Source organism: Psychrobacillus sp. FSL K6-1267 (assembly GCF_038003265.1).
Taxonomy (GTDB): domain Bacteria; phylum Bacillota; class Bacilli; order Bacillales_A; family Planococcaceae; genus Psychrobacillus; species Psychrobacillus faecigallinarum.
Genome location: NZ_JBBOOR010000001.1, coordinates 4,122,390 through 4,144,727 on the forward strand (window position 1 = coordinate 4,122,390; position 22,338 = coordinate 4,144,727).

Annotated in this window: 23 protein-coding genes; 6 read left to right on the forward strand and 17 right to left on the reverse strand. The window is 35.8% G+C overall.

All coding sequences use genetic code 11. From position 1 onward, the window contains the following. Window positions 1–590 precede the first annotated feature (590 nt). Window positions 591–1,397: an SDR family NAD(P)-dependent oxidoreductase gene (locus MHB55_RS21175; RefSeq protein WP_340863933.1), complete on the reverse strand. Its 807-nt coding sequence runs from the start codon at window positions 1,395–1,397 to the stop codon at window positions 591–593. Window positions 1,398–1,664: 267 nt separating this feature from the next. Between MHB55_RS21175 and MHB55_RS21180 the strand changes: the two genes are divergently transcribed. Beyond that, a complete protein-coding gene (locus MHB55_RS21180) occupies window positions 1,665–2,210 on the forward strand; it encodes an ECF transporter S component (RefSeq protein WP_144540179.1) in 546 nt (181 codons plus the stop codon). A gap of 175 nt (window positions 2,211–2,385) precedes the next feature. Beyond that, the gene (locus MHB55_RS21185) at window positions 2,386–3,000 is read left to right on the forward strand and encodes a hypothetical protein (protein WP_144540320.1); all 615 of its coding nucleotides are present in this window, start codon (window positions 2,386–2,388) and stop codon (window positions 2,998–3,000) included. 325 nt (window positions 3,001–3,325) lie between these two features. On the opposite strand, the gene MHB55_RS21190 is transcribed toward MHB55_RS21185, so the two are convergent. Beyond that, window positions 3,326–4,015: an SDR family NAD(P)-dependent oxidoreductase gene (locus MHB55_RS21190; RefSeq protein ID WP_340863934.1), complete on the reverse strand. Its 690-nt coding sequence runs from the start codon at window positions 4,013–4,015 to the stop codon at window positions 3,326–3,328. 136 nt (window positions 4,016–4,151) lie between these two features. Between MHB55_RS21190 and MHB55_RS21195 the strand changes: the two genes are divergently transcribed. After that, a complete protein-coding gene (locus MHB55_RS21195; RefSeq protein WP_340863935.1) occupies window positions 4,152–4,568 on the forward strand; it encodes an Rrf2 family transcriptional regulator in 417 nt (138 codons plus the stop codon). A gap of 230 nt (window positions 4,569–4,798) precedes the next feature. Here MHB55_RS21195 and MHB55_RS21200 read toward each other — a convergent pair whose 3' ends face one another. Beyond that, window positions 4,799–5,641 carry an aldo/keto reductase gene (locus tag MHB55_RS21200; protein ID WP_340863992.1) on the reverse strand — a complete coding sequence of 281 codons (843 nt, stop codon included), beginning with the start codon at window positions 5,639–5,641 and terminating at the stop codon, window positions 4,799–4,801. A gap of 22 nt (window positions 5,642–5,663) precedes the next feature. Further along, the gene (locus MHB55_RS21205; protein ID WP_340863993.1) at window positions 5,664–6,857 is read right to left on the reverse strand and encodes an MFS transporter; all 1,194 of its coding nucleotides are present in this window, start codon (window positions 6,855–6,857) and stop codon (window positions 5,664–5,666) included. Between the two features lie 202 nt (window positions 6,858–7,059). On the opposite strand from MHB55_RS21205, the gene MHB55_RS21210 reads away from it, so the two are divergent. Continuing rightward, entirely contained in the window at window positions 7,060–7,431 is a 372-nt protein-coding gene (locus tag MHB55_RS21210) for a winged helix-turn-helix transcriptional regulator (RefSeq protein ID WP_340863936.1), read from the forward strand. Between the two features lie 437 nt (window positions 7,432–7,868). Here the strand turns inward: MHB55_RS21210 and MHB55_RS21215 are convergent, their stop codons facing one another. The 3 genes from MHB55_RS21215 to MHB55_RS21225 all read right to left on the reverse strand — a co-directional run bounded on the left by MHB55_RS21215 (window position 7,869) and on the right by MHB55_RS21225 (window position 9,730). Beyond that, window positions 7,869–8,525, reverse strand: a complete 657-nt coding sequence (locus MHB55_RS21215) for a zf-HC2 domain-containing protein (RefSeq protein ID WP_154312015.1) — start codon at window positions 8,523–8,525, stop codon at window positions 7,869–7,871. Further along, a complete protein-coding gene (locus MHB55_RS21220) occupies window positions 8,512–9,003 on the reverse strand; it encodes an RNA polymerase sigma factor (RefSeq protein ID WP_191697342.1) in 492 nt (163 codons plus the stop codon). The genes MHB55_RS21215 and MHB55_RS21220 overlap by 14 nt, the downstream gene beginning before the upstream one ends. A gap of 286 nt (window positions 9,004–9,289) precedes the next feature. Next, window positions 9,290–9,730 carry a cell wall hydrolase gene (locus tag MHB55_RS21225; RefSeq protein WP_154312013.1) on the reverse strand — a complete coding sequence of 147 codons (441 nt, stop codon included), beginning with the start codon at window positions 9,728–9,730 and terminating at the stop codon, window positions 9,290–9,292. A gap of 207 nt (window positions 9,731–9,937) precedes the next feature. Here MHB55_RS21225 and MHB55_RS21230 point away from each other — a divergent pair, with 207 nt between their 5' ends. Together MHB55_RS21230 and MHB55_RS21235 are read left to right on the forward strand one after the other, a co-directional pair. Beyond that, window positions 9,938–10,567 (forward strand): TetR/AcrR family transcriptional regulator, encoded by a 630-nt coding sequence (locus MHB55_RS21230; protein ID WP_340863937.1) that lies wholly within the window; start codon window positions 9,938–9,940, stop codon window positions 10,565–10,567. A gap of 112 nt (window positions 10,568–10,679) precedes the next feature. Continuing rightward, complete coding sequence (locus MHB55_RS21235) at window positions 10,680–11,414, forward strand: glucose 1-dehydrogenase (RefSeq protein WP_340863938.1); 735 nt, start codon at window positions 10,680–10,682, stop codon at window positions 11,412–11,414. 155 nt (window positions 11,415–11,569) lie between these two features. On the opposite strand, the gene MHB55_RS21240 is transcribed toward MHB55_RS21235, so the two are convergent. The 10 genes from MHB55_RS21240 to MHB55_RS21285 form a co-directional block, all read right to left on the reverse strand. Further along, window positions 11,570–12,070 (reverse strand): MBL fold metallo-hydrolase, encoded by a 501-nt coding sequence (locus tag MHB55_RS21240; protein WP_340863994.1) that lies wholly within the window; start codon window positions 12,068–12,070, stop codon window positions 11,570–11,572. Beyond that, entirely contained in the window at window positions 12,067–12,546 is a 480-nt protein-coding gene (gene rlmH, locus MHB55_RS21245) for a 23S rRNA (pseudouridine(1915)-N(3))-methyltransferase RlmH (protein WP_144540239.1), read from the reverse strand. The genes MHB55_RS21240 and rlmH overlap by 4 nt, the downstream gene beginning before the upstream one ends. A gap of 69 nt (window positions 12,547–12,615) precedes the next feature. After that, window positions 12,616–12,801, reverse strand: a complete 186-nt coding sequence (locus MHB55_RS21250; protein WP_340863939.1) for a CxxH/CxxC protein — start codon at window positions 12,799–12,801, stop codon at window positions 12,616–12,618. 167 nt (window positions 12,802–12,968) lie between these two features. After that, on the reverse strand, window positions 12,969–14,189 hold the full coding sequence (locus tag MHB55_RS21255; RefSeq protein ID WP_151111912.1) for a S1C family serine protease: 1,221 nt from the start codon (window positions 14,187–14,189) through the stop codon (window positions 12,969–12,971). A gap of 497 nt (window positions 14,190–14,686) precedes the next feature. Then, window positions 14,687–15,475 carry an MBL fold metallo-hydrolase gene (locus MHB55_RS21260; protein WP_154311990.1) on the reverse strand — a complete coding sequence of 263 codons (789 nt, stop codon included), beginning with the start codon at window positions 15,473–15,475 and terminating at the stop codon, window positions 14,687–14,689. A gap of 12 nt (window positions 15,476–15,487) precedes the next feature. Then, window positions 15,488–16,294: a two-component system regulatory protein YycI gene (locus tag MHB55_RS21265; protein WP_144540247.1), complete on the reverse strand. Its 807-nt coding sequence runs from the start codon at window positions 16,292–16,294 to the stop codon at window positions 15,488–15,490. Further along, window positions 16,281–17,633 carry a YycH family regulatory protein gene (locus MHB55_RS21270; RefSeq protein WP_186318237.1) on the reverse strand — a complete coding sequence of 451 codons (1,353 nt, stop codon included), beginning with the start codon at window positions 17,631–17,633 and terminating at the stop codon, window positions 16,281–16,283. Before MHB55_RS21270 ends, MHB55_RS21265 begins: the two co-directional genes overlap by 14 nt. Continuing rightward, a complete protein-coding gene (gene walK / locus MHB55_RS21275; RefSeq protein ID WP_144540251.1) occupies window positions 17,630–19,447 on the reverse strand; it encodes a cell wall metabolism sensor histidine kinase WalK in 1,818 nt (605 codons plus the stop codon). Before walK ends, MHB55_RS21270 begins: the two co-directional genes overlap by 4 nt. Window positions 19,448–19,451: 4 nt before the next feature. Next, window positions 19,452–20,156: a response regulator YycF gene (gene yycF / locus MHB55_RS21280; protein WP_144540253.1), complete on the reverse strand. Its 705-nt coding sequence runs from the start codon at window positions 20,154–20,156 to the stop codon at window positions 19,452–19,454. Window positions 20,157–20,562: 406 nt separating this feature from the next. Next, the gene (locus tag MHB55_RS21285; protein ID WP_154311989.1) at window positions 20,563–22,038 is read right to left on the reverse strand and encodes a M23 family metallopeptidase; all 1,476 of its coding nucleotides are present in this window, start codon (window positions 22,036–22,038) and stop codon (window positions 20,563–20,565) included. Window positions 22,039–22,338: the final 300 nt, after the last annotated feature.

The following is a 22,338-nucleotide window of genomic DNA, read 5'->3' on the forward strand; positions in this document are numbered from 1 at the left end:
ATCTGTCTCACTCATCCCGCCGGAGTCGCCGCCTGTCGCTCCCATTAACGGAAGAGGAATTTTTTAGGGAAAACACTAACGATTAAGATAGGAACAATGATTTATACTTGTTTTTTTAAAAATATAATTCAATTGATTTCCACTCTAGGCGGACGCGTTCCGCGGGGTGAGCGATAAGCCATCACCGTGGCTTACGCCTCGCTTGTGTTGGCTTATCTGTCTCACTCATCCCGCCGGAGTCGCCGCCTGTCGCTACAATCAATAAATATGGGATGTTCGCGTTTAGTTGGTACTGTGATATTAATGAAATTAACACCATTATTTAGTGTTTAAAACTTTTTTATCTCAGGTTAAGAAAACGAAATTCATTCTTTATAAAAATACTCCCAATAAAAATGATATGGATGTTTTATTTGAATAACAGAAATAGAATCCAAAGATAAACTCGCCAATTGGAATGTAGAAAATAATCTAATGAAATAAAAAAAGCCCATAATGACTTCTATTCAAATGTAGTAACTACACATACACTTGAATAGAGAAAATCATTATGAGCTAAACTCATCTTACATAATTTGAACACGGAAAATTTATTTTTGTGCCTTATTCATTAAGTCCTTAAAATCTGGAACACTTGGATTTGCTATATAATGTCCGCCTTCTACTTGAATTGTTTGCCCCGTTATAAACTTGGACTCATCGGAAGCTAGGAATACTACTGTATGTCCTATATCGTCAGGCTCACCATGGTATGGCAAAGCATTATACTTAGCGAAAATATCCAATACCTCAGCGCTCATATTATTCTCAGCTGCAGGTGTTAAAATCAATCCTGGTGCTATTGCATTACAGCGGATTTTATCTTTGCCATATTGTGCAGCAATATATTTCGTGAGATTGACAACAGCCGCTTTCGATGCACCGTATGCAGAACGTACAGCATCTCCTGTAAATCCAGCCATAGATGCTGTATTGATAATCGAACCACCACCAGCTTCCACCATATGCGGGATAGCAAATCTACTACCAAGCAACACACTCTTAATATTGATATTCATCAGTCGGTCCCACTCATCTAAATCCAGATTTACAACATCTAGATCCTTCTGAAGATTAGTTAATCCAACATTGTTAAATAGTATGGATACTGTACCAAAATGTTGAACTGTATATTCGATAGCTTCCTTTATGGAATTTTCATCTCCTGCATCAAGGAATATTCCTACAGCCTCCCCACCATATTTCTTTATATTTTCAGCTGCCTGCTTTGCGCCTTCCACATTGAAATCAGCAATGACTACTTTTGCTCCCTCTTTTGCCAATAATGATGCTGCAGATAATCCAATACCTGATGCTCCTCCTGTTACTATAGCCACTTTATTCTTTACTCTTTCCATGAACTAACACTCCTTTTTATTGCGGATATCCGTCTATTTTATCAACTATATCATCAACTGCATTCTTTTCCACTTAGAGTGGTTTAAGACATGTATAAACAACTATTTCTATCATTACTTACCAAACTGACCACTACGTTTTTTGCAAAATTGATACTTTTAAAAAGATCAATCATTTGCTAAGTTTAGCTTGAAATAGGAAAACTTTTTAAAGGCAATCTCTGCAATTATTTATAATACCTCTAAAAAAAAGGACGGTTTAGAACTATGCAAAAAACAACAAGCTATTCAAAAACAAATACTTTTGATTTAATCTTATCCGCAATGTTAATCGCACTCGTATTTGTTGCAACTCTTACATTAAATATTAAACTACCTATCGCAGCTAATGGTGGGTTAGTTCATCTTGGAACAGCTATGCTATTTATCGCATCCATCTTATTCGGCCCTAAAAAAGGGGCACTTGCTGGAGCTATAGGTATGGGTTTGTTTGACTTAATATCTGGTTGGACTTTGTGGGCACCCTTCACAGTGGTAGCACGTGGTTTGCAAGGATATATCGTTGGGAAAATAGCATGGTCGCTCGGTCGTAAAGGTAATAGTATTACTTTCAATTTACTAGCCATTTTTACTTCAATACCAGTTATGTTAGGGGTTTATTATATTTGCGAAAGGGTCTTATTTGGTAGCTGGGTTATACCACTGGCTTCAATTCCAGGGAACATAGTTCAAAATGTAGTTGGGATTCTTGTAGCCATTCCAGTTTGTATTTTATTGAAAAAAGTCTCTGTTTTGAATAATAGGAAACGCTAATTCTCTGCGCTAAGAATAAAACATTAAATTATCGTCCTAAAGTCAATTTATATTTTATGAAATTTAGCTATTATGTCCAAGCTCACTTATTTCACTTTCATATACTACTAATAAAAAAGGAAGTGAGATAGTGAGAAATAATACATTTATCTCTTCACGCAAAGATGAAGAGATAATGAGTAATAATGAGCATCCCTCTACAGTAAAAATAGAAAAAGCACACCAAGAGTGTATTGACCGTGCTTATCGTATCCCCATATTTTTAAGTACTACAACTCATTTAAATGAAAACCAACAACGGTTTTTAAATCGTTTAATTTTTGAAATTGAAAATGCTTTGCTTTTTCCACGTACATTACCTCTAAGCGAAAGTTATCCCGAATCTATCCTAACTGATATTCGTCGATTAGTTTCATCAAGCTATGGAATGTTGGCGGTAAACTTTCGGCGTTTTAAAATTCAAACGGTCGATGTTAATACAGGGCCCCTTCCCCCACCCACTCCATTCTGGGAAGGGTCCGTTTACTCTCAAGTAGAGCCTTCCATGGCGTTTCAGTTTGGTCTCCCCTTATTATTAGTAAGGGAAGAAGACACTGACACTAATAATGGGATTTGGGCAGGAGGAATTGCTCCACTCAATCTATTCATAGTTTGGCGTTCTGAAACTCAAACTGTTGATCAATTTTTTGAAACTCCTGAATGGAGATCAGCCTTTGCAAATTGGAGTGCCCAAGTAAGAAATGCGTTTTATATTCAGACAGAACCGACGTTCAGATACAGATGTGATTAAAAACAAGTACTTTAATTTTATGTAGAAAATATACGTGACCTTCGATTTTCATAGGTTAAGTGATTGTTTGGTGCAAAAAAGGTAATACACTCAGATTTAATAGAATAATTAGCTGAACTAACTCGCCAATAGCATGAAATTTATAAAAAATCCGATTCATAAAATATTGCTGAATCGGATTTTTTATATATCTTTAATGACATAGACATATATACTTTGAGAAATGTGATACCATTTGAAATCTTTATTATTTCGATTACTTAGAACTCCATCCACCATCAATGATTAACTCTTCACCAGTAACAAATTTTGATTCATCTGAGGCTTAATACAAATATCCATTAGCAATATCAATTGCTTCTCCTGCAAATGGTGGTAATGGAATAGTTCCTTCAAATGCTTTTCCTAAAACCTCACGAGATGTTACGCCATGACGTTGTGCTGCACCGGTTAAGATTGCACCAGGGTAAATAGAGTTTACACGAATATTATCTTTTGCGAAGTTAATAGCTGCATGTTTTGATAAGGCTCTAACGCCACCTTTTGCCGCAGCATAAGCAGCTGCACCATTGTCAGCACTACCAATAATAGCTGCTAATGAGACACAGTTTACGATTGACCCACTACCATTCTCTTGCATATGAGGAATAACTGATTGCATTCCTAAAAACACAGACGTTAAATTTAGGTTAATTGTACGATTCCAACCATCTAATGTTTCTTCTAAAAGAGTTTTGTGAAATGATACACCAGCATTATTAACTAAAATATCAATTTTACCAAAAGCTTCTTTTGCTTTATCCATTACATTTTTCCATTGTTCTTCCGAAGTGACATCTAATTCCACACATAAAATTTCACCTTCTATTGCCGCTGTCACGTCTTTTAATTGATCAATTGCGATGTCTGTTGCGACAACCTTTGCTCCTTCTTTTGCAAATAGGTTACTAGCAGCTAGTCCCATTCCTGAAGCAGCACCAGTAATAATAGCTACTTTGTTTTCTAAACGTCCCATCATAAACCCTCCCCAGCTTTAATTGTGATAATAATTCACAATTAAAATTTAACAAATTATTTCACTTTAAGTCAACTATTCTTTCTTTAATTTACTTGAAGGCATTGCTAAAATAAATTTGATAGGAAGTGAAATTATGGATAGCCTTTTACAATTAAGCTACTTAGGAAAAACAAACTTCATAGTTGCCATTAAATCATTAGCTCTATTAGCAAATGCAAATGAGCTAATAACAAGTAACACATTAACTGAGAAATTAGGCATTGAATCGAGCTTTATACGAAAAGTATTAGCTAAATTAATGCAAGAAAATATTGTAGAGGGTTACGGAGGACGCTACGGAGGATATAAACTGCTAGTTAACCCTGAGGAAACTACCTTGTATGATATTTATGTTGCGATTGCAAAAGACGCACATCCAAATGAAGTAGCAAAAGAAATTGATGATATGGACCAATTTATCTTAGAAATAGTGCTAGAATCACAACAGAAAATAAAAGAAATTTTGAGTAAATACTCTATTAATGACCTTGCATTAGGAAAACATAAATAGTATTAAAAACATACTTTAAGCAGGAATGTAAATAACATTCCTGCTTTCTTATAAATTAGGTGCATTTGATTTTAAATCCCCCTAATGTTTGTCTGACTAATCTTAACAAGTAACTGACGTTGATTTCGTCCTCTATCTTGCTCTTATGGTCTCTTATCTGCAAAAAAGGAGAAGCTACAGTTGCTTCTCCTTTTTAAAGTCTATGCTTTACAAACTCAGTACATCTACTATTAGAAGTCAAAATTGTCTGGATCTGGTCCAACACGATAATTTTGATTCAAGCCATCAATGATTTGCATCTCCTCTTTTGTCAATATAAAATCAAATACATTCGAATTTTCTATTATTCGATGCTCTTTTGTTGATTTCGGAATAATGACAATCTCATGTTGAAGATCCCAGCGTAAAATAATTTGAGCAACTGATTTATTATACTTGTCCGCAATTTCCTGCAAAACTTCGTTATCTAGCAACTGTCCTTGCATTAATGGTGACCATGCTTCAAGCTGAATATTGTTGTCTTGACAAAAAACATGTAAATCTTTTTGAGTTAACCGAGGGTGGAGCTCTACTTGATTAACCATTGGTTTAATTTCAGCGTTCTTCATTAATTCTTCCAAATGATGTATTTGAAAATTACTTACACCAATTGCTTTTACTCGCCCTTCTTTATATAGAGTTTCCATTGCTCTCCAAGCTTCTTTATATTTCCCTTCAACTGGCCAATGAATCAAATATAAATCTAAATATTCTAAGCCAAGCTTCTGTAGACTCGTTTCATATGCGTTAATTGTTGACTCATATCCTAAATCTGCATTCCAAACTTTAGAAGTAACAAATAGCTCTTCTCTTAAAATACTCGCTTCTTTTAAGCCTGCTTGTATTCCTTTTCCCACGCCTTCTTCGTTCTCATATATAGCGGCAGTATCAACACTACGATATCCATGTTCAATAGCAGTTTTTACTGCATTTACTAATTCAGGACCTTCTTCTACTTTAAAAACTCCAATTCCAAGCCAAGGCATTTTCACACCATTATGCAAAGTTGTTGTATCTTGTAAATTTTTTACCATCATCTTTAAAACCTCCAATAATTTATATTTTACTAACTTGATCTCTTCGCTCTAAAGCTCTGCTAACTCCCGTTAAGAGTGCAGCCAATAAAACCATGAGAGCTCCGATCCAAGTGGTATGGATTAGTCCTATTGAGTCTGTAATAACACCTCCTAAATAGGAGCCAATCGCAATTCCGGCATTAAATGCAGCAATATTAATTGCAGATGCCACGTCTGTTGCACTGGGAACAAAGCGTTCAGCCAGCATTACAACATATACTTGTATGCCTGGAACATTCATAAATGCTAATAAGCCCATCAATAGAATTGTAATTAATCCCGCAATTTTAAATGGTGCTGTAAACATTAAAATAAATAAGATAATAGCCTGAACTATAAACATATAGAACAATGCACCAATTGGATTATGATTCGACAACTTACCACCAATCATATTGCCAATGGCAATTGTGATTCCATACGCTAATAAAATAATAGCCACAGCTCCTTCTTTAAACCCAGTGATATCCAGAAGCAAGGGAGATAAAAAGGTGAACACCACAAATGTTCCACCATATCCTAATGCCGTAATGATGAATAAAATTAATAATCTACCATTGGTCACAAGCTTAAGTTGATCACGAAAAGTAGTTTTTGCTCCTTTTCGTAAATTAGATGGAACCAAAATACTATTTGCAATTAAGGCAATTACACCAATAATGACAATAATAATAAAGGCGCTTCTCCAACCTAGCTGCTGTCCAATAAAGGTGCCAAATGGCACACCTGTAACTGTCGATACTGTAAGACCTGTAAACATTATTGAAATTGCAGTAGCTCTACGGTTTTCTGGAACTAAATCGGCAGCTATTGTCGAACCTATTGACATAAAGACCCCATGTGAAAATGCTGAGATTACTCGTGCCAATAGTAACAATTCAATTGTTGTAGAAACTGTAGCAATAGTATTGCCAACACTAAAAACAATCATAATCCAAATTAATAGAGTCTTACGAGACATACGAGATGTCAAGGATGTCAAAATAGGAGCTCCAAATGTTACACCTAAGGCATATAAAGAAACCGTTAACCCAGCAGTGGTCACCGGAATACTTAAATCAGTTGAAATAAGAGGTAGCAATCCGACGCTGATAAATTCAGTTGTTCCAATTGCAAAAGCACTAACCGCTAAAGCGAGTAAGGCTAATGTACTTTGCTTTTCATTTATATCCATATTCACTCTTTCCCCCCTTTTGGTTATATAATTGAAAACTTACTTTAATGAAAAGTAAGTTATAAGTGAAAGTATGGTGTGTTACTTCAACAAATGTTATTATGATACATATCATTCATAAAGAAAAGTACGCACTTAAAAGTAATATAGATACCAAAAAGTAATATAGGTACTTTTTTGTTCCTATAAAAGGAGAATTAATATGCAAAGAAAGAAGTACAATATCTCTGTCGAAGCAACATTGGAAGTAATAGGAGGGAAATGGAAATGCGTTATCCTTTGCCATCTAACACATGGCAAGAAACGTACAAGTGAATTGAAACGTCTAATGCCAAACATTACACAAAAAATGTTAACCCAACAATTACGAGAATTAGAAGAAGATAAGGTTATCAACCGTATCGTGTATAATCAAATCCCTCCTAAAGTGGAATATGAGCTCAGCGAATATGGCCAAAGCTTAGAAGGTATCTTAAATTCACTATGTGTGTGGGGAGAACAACATATTACTAATGTATATGGGGATAAATTTGCTGTGTTAGAGAAAAGTGTTTTAAATGATAACTTAAAGTAACATTCAAAGAAACTATCGATTACAAAAATTTATAATCTGTCTTTTATGCTAATTAATCGCATACTTTCTATGTACAAAGCTTCTCTTGTATTTAATTTGTGTTCTTCCAGTAATACTTTATCCTTTTTCCAATCACTAATTCATTAGAGGCATCATCTCTTATTGAAATATAATGAATAACTCTCAAATAAAAAGCTAGAACATCTTTTCGGATGTTCTAGCTTTTTTTATGATACGGTTGAACAATCTTAAGCAAAAGCTTATTCAATTCTGATGTCGTTTGGAAATAAACTAACAATGCTATAACCAATTTCTAAAACAAATTTCTTTCGATCTAAGATTTTTTTAAATACACATGCATTATTTTTTTATCCATTCATGCTTCTTTGATTTGTTACTATTAAATCCATATGGTCCTAAAATAAAATGCATTTATTCTATCTCTCCCAAACTAACGTCATCTCTTGCAAAAGTTCTTTCCATGATTGCTCTTTTGTAATGATTACTTTTTCCAAATCAAAGTCCCCGTAATATACAGCATCTACAGTTTTACTATCCGGTAACGTAGATTGCTCAGGACCTATTCTTTTATCCTCTCGGAAAAAATTGCTCGTAGGTGAATTAGCCATTGTTTCAACATAACTGATTAGGCTGATATATTTTGTTTCTCCATCTATTTCAACTTTCATCGGGTGCGTCATATAAGTCCCCGCGTGACTTTCCCCAAAATAATTAGAAACAAGTGTCCCATCTTCTTTCTCTTCAATCACAAATAAGTCCTTTGAATAAGGAATAAGTTTTTGATAGTGAAACACGTATGAGAATACAGTAAAACACAATAATGTAGTCATTAAAACCGATCCACCAATAAGTATCATTTTTTTTCGATTCCATTTTTTATTAAGCTTTTCAAACAATGTCACTTTATTTTCGATCGGCACATACAATGTTTCCGTCATTTGCTCGTACTCCTTTTGGCAAGCTTGACAGGTTTGTAAGTGTTGTTCTACCAGCTCTTTTGTATCTTCACTTACGACGTCATCTACATAAAGCGGTAACAAATCTTGAATAATTGTACATTTAACTTCCTTCATCTCGTTTCGCCTCCATATACGCTAATATTTTCTTTTTCGCACGGTAAAACGTTACTCTGGCCCAGCCATCACTTTTTCCAAACAACTGACCTATTTTCTCAAATGACAGCTCACCAAACGTACGAAGGGAGAAGACTTCTTTATAAGGCTCTTCCATTGTGTGCAAAAAATGATGAATTTCAAAAGCTTGTTCTTCATTCACTAAATACTCTACGACTCGAACATCATCTGGCACTGATACTTCCACCTGATTGACTTCGCGTTGCTTTTTATTGTAATGGGTAAAATATGTATTTTTAGCGATTGTAAAAAGCCAGGCTCGTATATCTTTTTTGCCATCAAATTGGTGCATAGACCTCAGTGCCTTAAAAAATGTTTCCTGTGTAATTTCTTCTGCTATATTTTCATCTATCGCCAGTGATCTCGTATACAAATAAACGTCATGAAAATATGCTTGATAAATTTCCTCAAAGTCCATTGTCTCCCCTCCTTTAACTAAATAACTAGCGAAATATTAAAACGTTACAAGATTTTGCAAAAAAAAATAGACATATTCATTTTATCTGAATATGCCTAACTAATGATTAATAATATATGAGGTTGTTGAAGTACTTATCATTTTAACTTCATTTATTGTGATGTATCTAAATGATGTTTTTATATGGAACTGGAAATATTATTCTCGAATCTATTTCTAGGATGCTAAGCTAGCATTAAACAAGATTTACTAAAACTTCAGATTTAATTAAGCTCCCTTATTTAACCTATCCTATATAAACACTTTCACATGTTCCAGCTGCCGGTTCATAATAACAATGATTTTTATACTGACCAGAAAAAGGCTGTCCGTACCATGTCGGAGGACACGGAGCGTAGGGATTAAAATACCAAAGTGCATACTTCGCTGGGTGTTCTCTCCAATAGTCCAAAGTTTGCTTTGCTAACCTTTTTTCAGAAGTTCTCGCTCTTTCATAGAATAAATTACCTTTTTGAACAGCTTCAAAAGAATAATTTCCTCCTTGTACCTGAAAAATGACTTGCTCAATAGTTCTTACATCTTGAAAGTCTAAGCAATCTGCTTTAGTTCGATTTACAATTACATTTCCAACATATAACATCCCTTGTTTTCCTTCACCCTCGGCTTCTGCTCTCATCATCCTTGCCATTAGATCAATGTCTTTATCTCGGTATTTAACTCTTGCCATTTTTTCACCCCTAAATATTGTATGAAAAAATGCCTGAATTGATGTCATTTTATACCCTTTATCCAACAACCCCATTATTTTAATGAATAACTTAATAAAAATAAATAACAAGTATCGTGACGCCCCATATGAATTGAATACAAGTTGATACCTCTAAACATGTTACAATTAATGCATGTAGATGTAGAACAGTTGGAGTGACGAAAATTGAGTAAACGAGAACAACAAAAACAACAACGCCGCCAAAACATTATCCAGATTGCAAAGGATTTATTTTTGGAGCAAGGCGTACAAACAGTACAAATGCAAGATGTCGCGACAGCATCTGGCATTGGGATTGCGACTTTATTCCGCTATTTTCCTAAAAAAGAGTATTTAATGATTGCGGCAACGAATGCGATCACAGATGAAATGGCCACGGATATTGGGCAGATTATCGAGAAGAGTATAACGGCATATGAAAAAATCGAACAAATTTTAGAGTATTATATGGGCATAATGAAGGACCCACAACTACGTTTAGCGAAGTATTTCGACTCCTTTGATTTGTATGAAAAAACAGCTGAAGAATCCCCGGAGCAATATGCTGAATATTTATCAGCACGAAGCAACTTAGCCTTTGTTTTATTAAAAATAAGTGAGCAGGGTAAGCAGGACGGCTCGTTAAGACCAGGTATTGATTTGGATGTTTTTGTCATGACAATGGTGCAAAATTTTAGCATATTTACTTACAAATCAAGCCTAACAAAGCATGATACGAATCTTTCAACGCTACTCTCTGCGGACAAGCAGCTTTTGATGATGAAGGATGTATTTTTACGCTATATTCAACCATAATAAGTAACGGACATATGAATTGACTTTCGAACAAGAAAGTTGTTTACTAGTAAGTATAAAAGATGATAGTCGACTATCACTTTATATGAATCTATTTTAGGGGGCCATTTACATGAGTCGTTTATCAGGTAAAATCGCAATTATTACAGGTGCAGCACAAGGTATGGGTGCAGCACATGCAAAATTATTTGTCGAACACGGTGCAAAAGTTGTTTTAACAGATTTAAATGAGGAAAAAGGAAATGCATTCGCAGCTGAATTAGGGGAAAATGCCCTTTTCGTTAAACAAAACGTAACATCTGAAGAAGATTGGGCAACAGTTATTGCTAAAGCGGAAGAAGCTTTCGGTCCAGTAAACGTATTAGTAAACAATGCCGGTATTACGATGGCGAAAAACATGCTTGATATTACAGTAGAAGAATACCGTCGTATCGTAGACATTAACCAAGTGTCAGTATTCTTAGGCATGAAAACAGTAGCAGCTTCAATGATGAAAGCAGGTGGCGGTTCAATCGTCAACATTTCTTCAATGAATGGCTTAGTTGCTGGTGCTGTAGGTTATACTGATACAAAATTCGCAGTTCGTGGTATGACGAAAGCAGCGGCAATCAACTTAGCGCCAATGGGCATTCGCGTAAACTCTGTACACCCTGGCGTAATCGCTACTCCAATGGTTGTACAAGAAGATACAAAAGCAGCTGTTGAAGAATTCGCTAAACATATTCCATTAAAACGCGTAGCACAGCCAGAAGAAGTATCTAATATGGTACTATTCTTAGCTTCTGAAGAGTCTAGCTACTCAACAGGTTCAGAATTCGTTATCGATGGCGGATTAACTGCACAATAAGAGTAGTACATGAAACCATCTATATAAGATTTGTAAAAATGTCGATTTTCTATAACTTAGAAAATCGACATTATTTTTTTATCTAATTAATATCCACACTTATTTATGTAGGGTTCTCCGTAATATTTTAAATTCATCGATAACGCAGCGATAATTTAATAACCATTTGCAAAATTGGAGATTGTCTCCATTTCATCTTCGGTAAGTTCCCTTTTTACGTAGTTTTCGTATTCCTTCATTATTTTCAGCTTATCACCATTACAAATATCTGTATATTTCGCAATGGTCCGAAGCTTAGCAACTTCCATTTCAAATGTCTCTTTTGAAATTGGTTGTTGATGCGAAGGTATATATGTTTCTGCATCAAATGATTCTAATTCATCTAATAATCTTAAGGTTTCATTTATTGTATAGTGTACTTTTTTGGCATACATTCTTGGATAAATGCAGTCCCCAAGGAAGAGAATCTTCTCTTCTTTAATATACACAATGACAGAATCTGCAGCATGGTCCCCTCCAACATGTTGTACGATACAAGTCACTCCACCAAGATTTATTTCTGCTCTTCTTTCAATCGTAATATCTGGCAAAGTAATCATAATATCACGATGATTCGTGTATTCTTCTTTAATTGCTTTGGTATAAAACCGAGCTATTTGTGGTACGGTTCACCCTTCATTATCCTAAAAGCTCGATAAATCTGCTCCACCAATACAAGCTTCATGAGCTGGTGTGGCAGGGTCATTTTGGAGAAGGAGAGCTTTTCGTCACTGCGCTTCATTACTTCCTCATGCAAACCTAATGATCCACCTATTACAAAGGCTATTTTGCTTTTTCCATAGGTCATCAATGACTCGATATCTGTAGCTAGCTGCTCGGAGGATTTCATTTTTCCTTCGATTGCTAGGGCTATCACGTATGTGTCTGCTCCGATTTTTGCTAGGATACGGTCTCCTTCTTTTTTCTTAACGATTTCCATATCTGCATCGCTTAGATTTTCAGGAGCTTTCTCATCTGCTACTTCTATTAACTCCATTTTAGCGTAGCTTCCAAGTCTTTTTGTATACTCTTCTATCCCCATTTTCAAATATTTTTCTTTTAACTTTCCTACAGATATAATTTGTATATTCACAGGTTATCCACCTTTACATTTCATTTACAAACAAGTTATTAACAATACTTATCCACATATCCACAATAGTTATCTACATCTTGTGTCATCATTTTCATGAGCCACAAGATATATTGCAGAAATGTTACAATAGGTACAACTTGTGGATAACATTTCTTCCTCGTTTAATTTCTCCATCATTGGAAATGTTTTTTTCTCTGCTACAAACATGTCTAAAGCGTGATTTATATGGGTTTCGCAACTGAATATTCTCACTATTTATCTCCTCTTCTCATTTAAATTATTCAACATAGTTATACACAATTCATCCATTGTTATCCACAATCTATTTTAACAAAGAAAAAACGAGTAGGAAAGACAAGCTTTTCTTTCACTACTCGTTGTGTAAAACTTTTGTTAATAAATTTTAGTTATCCACATCTTTATAAGTCAGTGGAATCTTTTAATGTTAAAGTTAATTCTACTATTTCACCTTGTCTATAAACCTTAACCTTTAAATTATCTCCAATTTCTGTTTCGTTGTATAGATGCTTTCTCAAGTCAATCGAGTTCTCGACTTTCTCCCCATCCATCTCTACGATAACATCATATGTTTTCATCCCCGCATTAGCAGCTGGAGTTCCTTCATACACTTCGTCTACTACAACTCCGGTAGTTACTTCTGCTGGCAATTTTAAAGTATCGCGTTGATGGAATGCGGGAACATTTGTTAAATCCATTAATGTAATACCCATAGACGGTCTTATAACTTTTCCATTTCTCTCTAAGTCCTCAATGATTGGTAAAGCTGAATTCACCGGAATTGCTAAGCCGATTCCTTCTATGGTCGATTCGGAGATTTTCATAGAGTTAATTCCTATCAGCTGGCCAGCTAAGTTGATTAATGCTCCTCCACTGTTTCCGGGATTTATCGCAGCATCTGTTTGTAGAACTTCTGCTTGCCAGTCTTCAACACCATCTTCATTAATATCTACCGGTATTGCACGGTCAGTACCAGAAACTACTCCAGTTGTAACTGATCCATAGAAGTCTAAACCAAGGGGATTACCTATAGCAATAACAGTCTCTCCTTGTTTCAACGTATCTGAATCTCCGAATTCAAGTACTGTTTCAATACCTTTATCGTCTATTTCTAGAACTGCAAGATCTGTCCACATATCGCTACCTACTAGCTTAGCTTCAGCCTTAACTCCATCCTTTAAAGTTACCTCCAAAGCTTCGGCTCCCGCTATTACATGGTGATTAGTTACAATATATGCTTTTCCGCCTTCTTTTTTATAGATAACTCCTGATCCAGTACCTGCCTCCTGTTCGGAGGAATTTTGACTCCAAAAATTTCTTGCCGATTGGATATTGGAGATACCGACAACTGCATCCGAGGCTTTTTCGACGGCTCCTGTTACATCTGTCGTTATATCAACACTTAGTTGTTCTGTTTTAGCTGCCTTATTTGTTGCCGTTTCACTTTCTGTTTGTGCTGGTAAATTGTTTACGACGGAAGGGGTTATAAACCAAACAAGAAGTGCTCCGACTAATACACCTGCCAAACCACTGAAGAAATATCCTGCAACCCCTTTTTTCTTTGCTTTATTTCTTACTTTTGGTGGTTCTTGTTCAGGACCATATGAATTATAGTAACCCATTTGCACTCTCCCTTTCATTAAACAATATGTTTGTGTTTTTAATTTACCCATTAAACATTAAAATTAAATGAAAATTAACTAAAAGTTATATAAAAAACACAAATAGCAATAGCAAATAGAGAATGGTTTGTTAATAAACCTTAAAGAGGGTGGCGGACGTTGCGGAAACTGCGGGAATCCTTGCGGAGATGAGCATAAACCTTGCAGAGACGACTCCAAGCATTGCGCAAAAGAAATACAATGTTGCAGAGATGACGCAGAACCTTGCAGAGAGCCCAGAAGTTTGCGAGACGAACCCAAACCTTGACGTCTGATCCTACCAAAAAGGAGAGAATTGCTATTGGTAATTTTATAAATAACATTCGGTCTGGCAGTCGGCGATGACTTATAGCTTGCCAAATCGGAACGCTTCCATCTAAAATGGAAAATAATAATAATAATAATAGGAATTCCATATAAAAAAGCTCCAAAAGCTTATAGGCTCTTGGAACTTGTAGTTATACTAAAACTAATTCAGTTGGCTGATTGGCATCTGTATCATGTAAGTGAACGAACTCACCGGCAATAATACCGCAGGATTGCAAGGTTTGGGTCACACTCATTCTTGCCAGATCCTTCATGTTGTTGTCTTTACTTAAGTGAGATAGGTACACATTAGTTGGTTTAATATCAATTACCTCACTCATAGCAACTGCAGCATCCTCATTAGAAACGTGACCCACGTCACTTAAAATTCGGCGTTTGACTGACCATGGATAACGGCCCATCTGTAGCATACTGACATCATGATTGCTTTCAAAGACAAAAGCATCTGCTCCTTTAATATGTCCCTTCATGCGATCACTCACATACCCTGTATCGGTTATTAAAACAAGCTTTCGCCCATTTTCATGGAATATATAAAACATTGGATCTGCAGCATCATGGGAAACGGCAAAGGATTGGATATCCATGGAGCCAAATGACTTCACGGTTTCCATATCAAATTGAAAACGCTGCTCTAATGGCACTTTTCCAACAAGTGAATCCATTGCTCCCCATGTTTTTTCATTGGCATAAATCGGCACGCCATATTTTCTGGCAACTACTCCGAGTCCCTTAATATGGTCGCTATGCTCATGGGTGATGAAAATTCCAGAAAGATTTTTTATATCTCTTCCGATTCCTCTAAAGAGCTCATCCATTTTCTTACCGCTTAGCCCTACATCTACTAAAAATGAATGTTGCTCATTTTCCACATAGATTGCATTTCCGCTGCTTCCACTAGCTAGTACACTAAACTTCATCATCAAAACTCCTTATTTTACTGCTGATGAATCTTCTTCTGTTGGTATTTCAATAATTCTTCCTTCTACCGCATTTACAAAATGCTCATCAATTTTTCCATCCTCACGCTCAACTAGTATTCGCCACGTTGGTGCAAATACTTGCGTATCAGCTTGTTGTACCAATGTAGAATACCCTAAGCTAATATCAGTTACTGTTGAGTTTGCAACTAACAAGCCTTTGGAATATAAATTGGACATTGCTTGAATGGTAGGTAAAAGGTTTTTGGACTCACTATAATCTTCCAGATTATCTAACATGGTTTGTTCATATCTTACAAGCTCATTTTCCTCATTCCAATAGACTACCAATCTTGCCTTTTGATTATAATACACAAGACGGTCGTTTACCTTTTGAAAAAAAGTAGCATTTCGATTTTCCTCATCTATTTTCCATAATCCATATGATGAACCCTTTATTATATTGTCTTGCACAAGTTTTTCAAGCTTGTTCTCCTCGGTAATTGGAAGTGGTTCAATAAACGTACCGACAATTTGGGATTCCGGCTTAAACTCAATCGTTTGATTTTCTAGTTCTTCTATTTCCTGTGATTCAAATTTATGCACACTACCAGAAACATAATAGGCATCTTCCACCATAACACTAGAAGCTTTGGAAACATTAATATTGTCTATTGCCAAACGTTCCTCTACAGTTGTTGAGCTTAAAACTTCTATGTTCTGACCCTCAGTATATCGGTTCAAATATAATGTAAACAAAAAGACGTTTAATATGGAAAACACTATGATAAAAATAGTCTTTGTTTTACTCCAATCCAAAGGTACCACCTCCTAAATCTTCTGGAGATAGTCTTATCCATACACCATTCACTAAGTAATACCAGGATGGCACAAGTGTAAACAAAGGCTGGTCTGCGTCCCTAGAGAGATAATAACCTTGTACCATTTCTTCTATCATAGAAACTTGTTGATTTGGAACTAAGCTTAATAACTCATATGCTTCTCGTCCCGAAAGCAACTCTATATCTTTAGAGGAGAACGGCTGATCATTTAATGTAAAATACGGTCTATTATATCGATATACTCGATTACTTCCCCAAGATTGCATAATTTCTGTGGACATAATATGACTGAAAACAGGTAATCCCTCAAAATAAAGCTGAAAATTTACTTGATTGGATTCCTTATTCATCCTACTAAAACGAAAATCATCTGTCCAGCCGTCATGCTCATTCACAAAACTCAAGCTATTATATAGAAGCTCTGACGACTTACCGAGGAATTGACCTTCTGCAGAAGGAAGTACATAATTTAATCGCATTGACATAGGGTCTACCGTCATTAAAGCATTATCATCCGTATACTGTTCGCCAGATCCTACTGGATTACTTCGGCGTACGACCAGACTTGGTATGTTAAAAAGGGCATCCTTAAATCTATTAATATCAATATCTTCTATCAGATAAGAATACTGAACAATCTTTTCTGGATTACCAGTAGTAAATATAGAATATTTACCACCTCTAGCTATTTCAGTGTACACCTGCATAGCATTTGCGGTTTTAATCATATGTTCAGAAAAACTATTGATATCTTCCTTTGACACATCTGCTGAGTAAATTTTGTTTTGAGTAGTACTGATAAAGTATAGGGTTAAGCCCTGACTTGAATTCTTTTCACCCTCCGTACCTTCAGCGTCGGAAGAGTTCCAGTCTATAACTAAACGGTTGAAGGAGGTATTAGGAAAAATAGGATCGACAAATTTTAAAATGGAACCATATGACTCAATAGGGACATCCGCTTGAAAGAATAAGGTACTTGCATATGGTTGATTTATTAACTCGTTCACCTGCTGAACATTGGTATTGTTACTAAAGAGCTTAACCGTTCCAATTTCCCAGTTTTTCATAGAATTAATAACGCTATTGATATCTACGAGAGAATTAGAGCCTTTCAGATTATCAGGCTGACTGATTAGTAGACGATATGGTCTTACTACCTCTTCCATTTTCTTTTTCTCTGCAATTGAAATATCAACTACTGGAGTATCTGTTTCTGGATAGTTAGGTGAATAAGTCCAAATTGTAAAGGTAAGTGTAAGACTTAGCAGGATGAGTATGAGTAAAATAATCGATTTTACTGGTTCTATATACTTCAATCCCACTCACCTTCCTCGTCTAACAGTATCTCTAATGTAAAGAATATAGTCGTCCCATGGCCCTCTTCACTTTCGGCCCAAATCTTTCCGCCATGGGCTTCTATCATTTCCCGGGCAATTGCGAGACCAAGGCCTGTCCCTCCCATAGAGCGTGCTCGTGCTCGGTCTACCCGATAAAATCGATCAAAAATTCGATTTACATTTTCTGATGGTATACCCATGCCATCATCTGAAACCATAACTTGTAGTAAATCATTTTTAACTATAATACCAAATCGAATATTTCCTCCGTCAGGGGAGTATTTTAGGGCATTAGAAATAATATTATCAATTACTTGAGTCAGTTTATCTGTGTCGATATCTACGTAGTAAGGAACTTCCGGCAGCATACGTTGAAATGTAACGTTCTGAGATTTAGACAGCTCAAATCGATCAATAATCCTATTAAAAAACTTGTTAAAGTTAACAATTTCTTTGTTAAGATCATAGTCCCGACTATCCATCTTAGATAATTGAAGTAAGTCATTCACCAAACGAATCATTCTCTGTGTCTCTGTTTGAGTGACCTTCAAAAACGATGGTGCTATCTCGTCATCCTTCCATGCTCCATCTGCTAGAGCCTCCAAATAACTGCTCATAGTAGTTAAAGGGGTTCGAAGCTCGTGTGATACATTTGCTACAAACTCTCTTCTTTCCATATCTATCTTTTCTTGCTCTGTATTATCATGTAAAACGGCTATCAAACCGTTCACAAACCCAGTCTCCTTTTGGATAACTGAAAAATTAGCACGGAGTATAAATGGACGGTCCTGTGTACTAAAATCTAAATTCATCGATTCCTTAGAATGGATTAAATCCTCAAAGGAGTGAACGCTATCAATGCCAAGCACCGAAATAATGGGTCTATTCAAAACCATCTCTCTTGGTATGCGTAATAGCCTTACTGCAGGATCATTTATCAAAATGACTCTTCCTTTTCGATCGGTAGCTATTACCCCATCTGTCATGTTTGTTAGAACAGAGGCAAGCTTTCTACGTTCTGCCTCTGTAGTCGACTGGGCTTCCTGTAGCCTATTGGTTAAATGATTAAAAGCATGCGCTAATTGACCAATTTCATCATTTCCGTAAACTCTTACCTTTCGAGAGAAATTACCCTTTGACATCGCTTGGGCTTGTTTTCTCATCTCAGATATAGGTCTTGTAATCGTTTGTGCTATTAAAATCCCTAGTACTATCGTAATCACGAGTGCCACCGCGGTACCTACTGCTAGGATTTGATTGATTTCGTTCATTTGACTAAATACATTTTCAATATTCGATTCAATATAAACAGTTCCAACCACTGAACCATTATGAATTATCGGTGTAACTAATATCCAAATACGTTTGTTGGAATCTAGGACGATACTATCAAACGTATCCTCCGCACTAATGGATTTATGAACTAGCTCGTCCATGGACTTTTGACCAACTATCGATTGATTGTTTGAATCTGAGGTGGCTCTTATTTGATATTTAGCATCAATAATCCGAACCTCTTTTAGGTCATCCGAATTAAGACCAGACAGGATAGAACGTAAACTTTGTTCTAGTGTTTGGTCTTCTTCTGCCCGTATTTTAATAATTTCCTCGCGCGCACTAAATTCTAATATCCCTACTCGATCTTTAACGGATTCTTCAAAGTTCTCTTTAAGTCTCTCCTCTAACTCTTTAACAAAATATAAGCCGATGATTTGCATAGCAATAATGATTAATAATACATAAATCATCACTACTTTAACATGAACTGATTTAAAGTAACCAACCTTATGCATCGTTTTACTCCTGTTCAGGGCTTCTTAAATAGTAACCAACACCTCGTCTAGTCACAATCCAATTTGGGTGACTAGGATTATCTTCGATTTTTTCGCGTAGCCGTCTGATTGTAACGTCGACTGTACGAACATCTCCAAAATAGTCATATCCCCACACTGTCTGTAATAAATGCTCTCTTGTCATTACTTGTCCTATATGCTTGGAAAGATAATGTAAGAGTTCAAATTCACGATGAGTCAATTCAATTGTTTCATCTCGTTTCAATACCAAATAAGCATCCGGTTGAATAGTTAGAGGACCAATAGTAATATCATTAGTCACTACTTCATTATCTTCTTGAATGGTTTGATGTCTTCTCATATTAGCTTTTACTCGGGCTATTAACTCCCTTGTGCTAAATGGCTTTGTCACATAATCATCCGCCCCTAGCTCTAACCCTAATACCTTATCTATCTCTGAATCTTTCGCAGTTAGCATAATAATAGGAAAGCTAAAGCGTTTGCGAATTTCTCTACAAACTTCCATTCCATCCCTATTAGGTAACATTATGTCTAAAAGCATAAGATCAGGTTGAATCTCGTCTACTTTTTTCAAAGCCTCGTCCCCATCATACGCACAGAAAACCTGATAGCCTTCTTTTTTTAAATTAAATTGAAGTATGTCTGCAATTGGTTTTTCATCATCTACTACTAAAATCTTCTTACTCACTTGTTAAACCCCTTTCGCCCTTTTCTGCTATATTTTAATCAAATACATTATTTTAAACAATTAATATATCATTACTCTATCATTCTTTTTCTCTCCATGCATCCTTAAAGAAAAGATCCTAGGAAGGATGTAGTATATGAGAAGTCGAGCTTTGTCGAAATATTTCCCAGGAAATTTTTATGAAATAAATTTCCTTCTAACTACCGTCTAGCAAAGCCAGATAGAGAAATGTAAGTGTCTATGTGCCTTTCCTAAGAAGTAAAGAGGAAATGTGAAGGATTGCCTCCCAGCGCCCAATGTTATTCCTCATTTTACTTGGATGGCAAGGTGCACAAATCTAGCACCTAATTAGAAGGATATCATATATAAAAAGACAGCCGGCTAGCGACTGTCTCTAACTTATTATTTAGTTTAACATAGATAATGGATCAATCGTTACTCCATTCTTCTCCACTTCAAAGTGCAAGTGAGTTCCAGTAGAGCGTCCTGTACTTCCCATTACGCCAAGTTTTGAACCTTGTGGCAACACATCTCCAACGCTCACGCTAATAGAGGAAAGATGTGCATAGGTTGTTTTGTAGCCATTTTGATGATTAATAATTACACGATTTCCGTACGTTCCATCCCAGCCAGCTGCTTCCACAATTCCGTTATCAGCAGCCTTTATGTTAAATCCATTAGGACGAGCAATGTCTATACCTTCATGCTTTCGACCCCAACGATATCCCATTTTGCTAGAAATGTATCCCCCTTCGGCTGGCCACGCAAATTCTCCTGACCCTCGAGAAGGGATAACCTTTGTACCTTTAAGTACGATACTGTCTTTTGGTTGTTCGAGTACAGTTTCTTCCGTAACGGACTGGTCAACTTGTACACCGTTTTCCTCACGAACCAAATAAGTAGCTAATCTTTTCCCATCGGAACCCTCTTGCTTTACCTTTGTATCGCCTTTATACATTTCATCTGTTTCTTTGACTTGTTTTGTATGAGGAATTACTTCCTCTACTTTTTTCTCATAAACTACTTCTATATTTATAAGTGGCTTTAATACTGTGACATTAATCTCTTGACCAATCTGTAATACACTTGAATCTGTAAGTTCAGGGTTAATAGCTAAAAGTTCTGCTGAGGTTAAATTGTGTTTATTAGCGATAGTACCTAACACATCACCAGATTGAACTTTATACGATTCCTGTTCTAGTGTGCCTTCTAAAAGCAACTTCACAGCTTCATCAGCAGAAACAATCTTTTCTGGTGCTACATTAGCAGTTACACCTGAGACTTCCTGTTTTAAAATTATATCTGCGATTCGTGTTTCATTTACTTGTAATTCGGGTAAATTTTCACTAACACTTTTTTTAGCTTCCAGTATAGCTAACTCTTCTTCCGTGATAAACTGCAGCTTTAATTTTTTTATCGCTTCATGGTAGGCTTCAATGTCTTTGACGTAGACCGCCATCTCGTCATTGACTGACAAAGCAAATGCTGTTGCTTCTACTTTAACTATCTCGTTGAGTTTTTGAAGTGTTGTTTCGTCATCCGTCGAGGGAGTAAATACTTGTTCGGCTACTACCTTCAAGTTAGATCCTGCTTTTAAAGGAAGAGCGCCATACTGTGAGCTACTCTCTTGAACTTTTTGTTCCAATAAATTTTCCATTTCTTTTTTATCGGAAAGTGCTCCTATGTACTGACCTTCTGAGTATATATGATAAATTTCTTTTAGTGCTTTGTCGTTTCCTTCATTGGCAAATGCCATATTAAAGGTTAGTGATGATGTTAGTAAAACCGTTATAGTAGCTTTTTTAACCACATTTGATTTTCTGTTTGAAAGAACAGCAAGTGATTTATTCTTCTGCTCCTCATTCTTTCTATTCCAAAACATGATAAAGCTCCTTCCAAACTATTTAAAAACCTTAATTCCATTTTTACACTATTTTAATTTAACATATTTGAAATAGGGAAGTGTAGCAATATTTAATCTTGTAAAGAAATTGTATTTTAACACCCATTATTTTCTATTTTTTCTTTTATATTGGTAATATTAATCTTTTTACTAGTTTCTTTTTCTAATATTCTTTACTTTTTCTCCATTAATTTCTTTCTCATACATAATACTACTGGAATCTTTGTTATATTTGTCACATTAATAGATTTATAAATAAAAATTCTTACAAAAATCAAC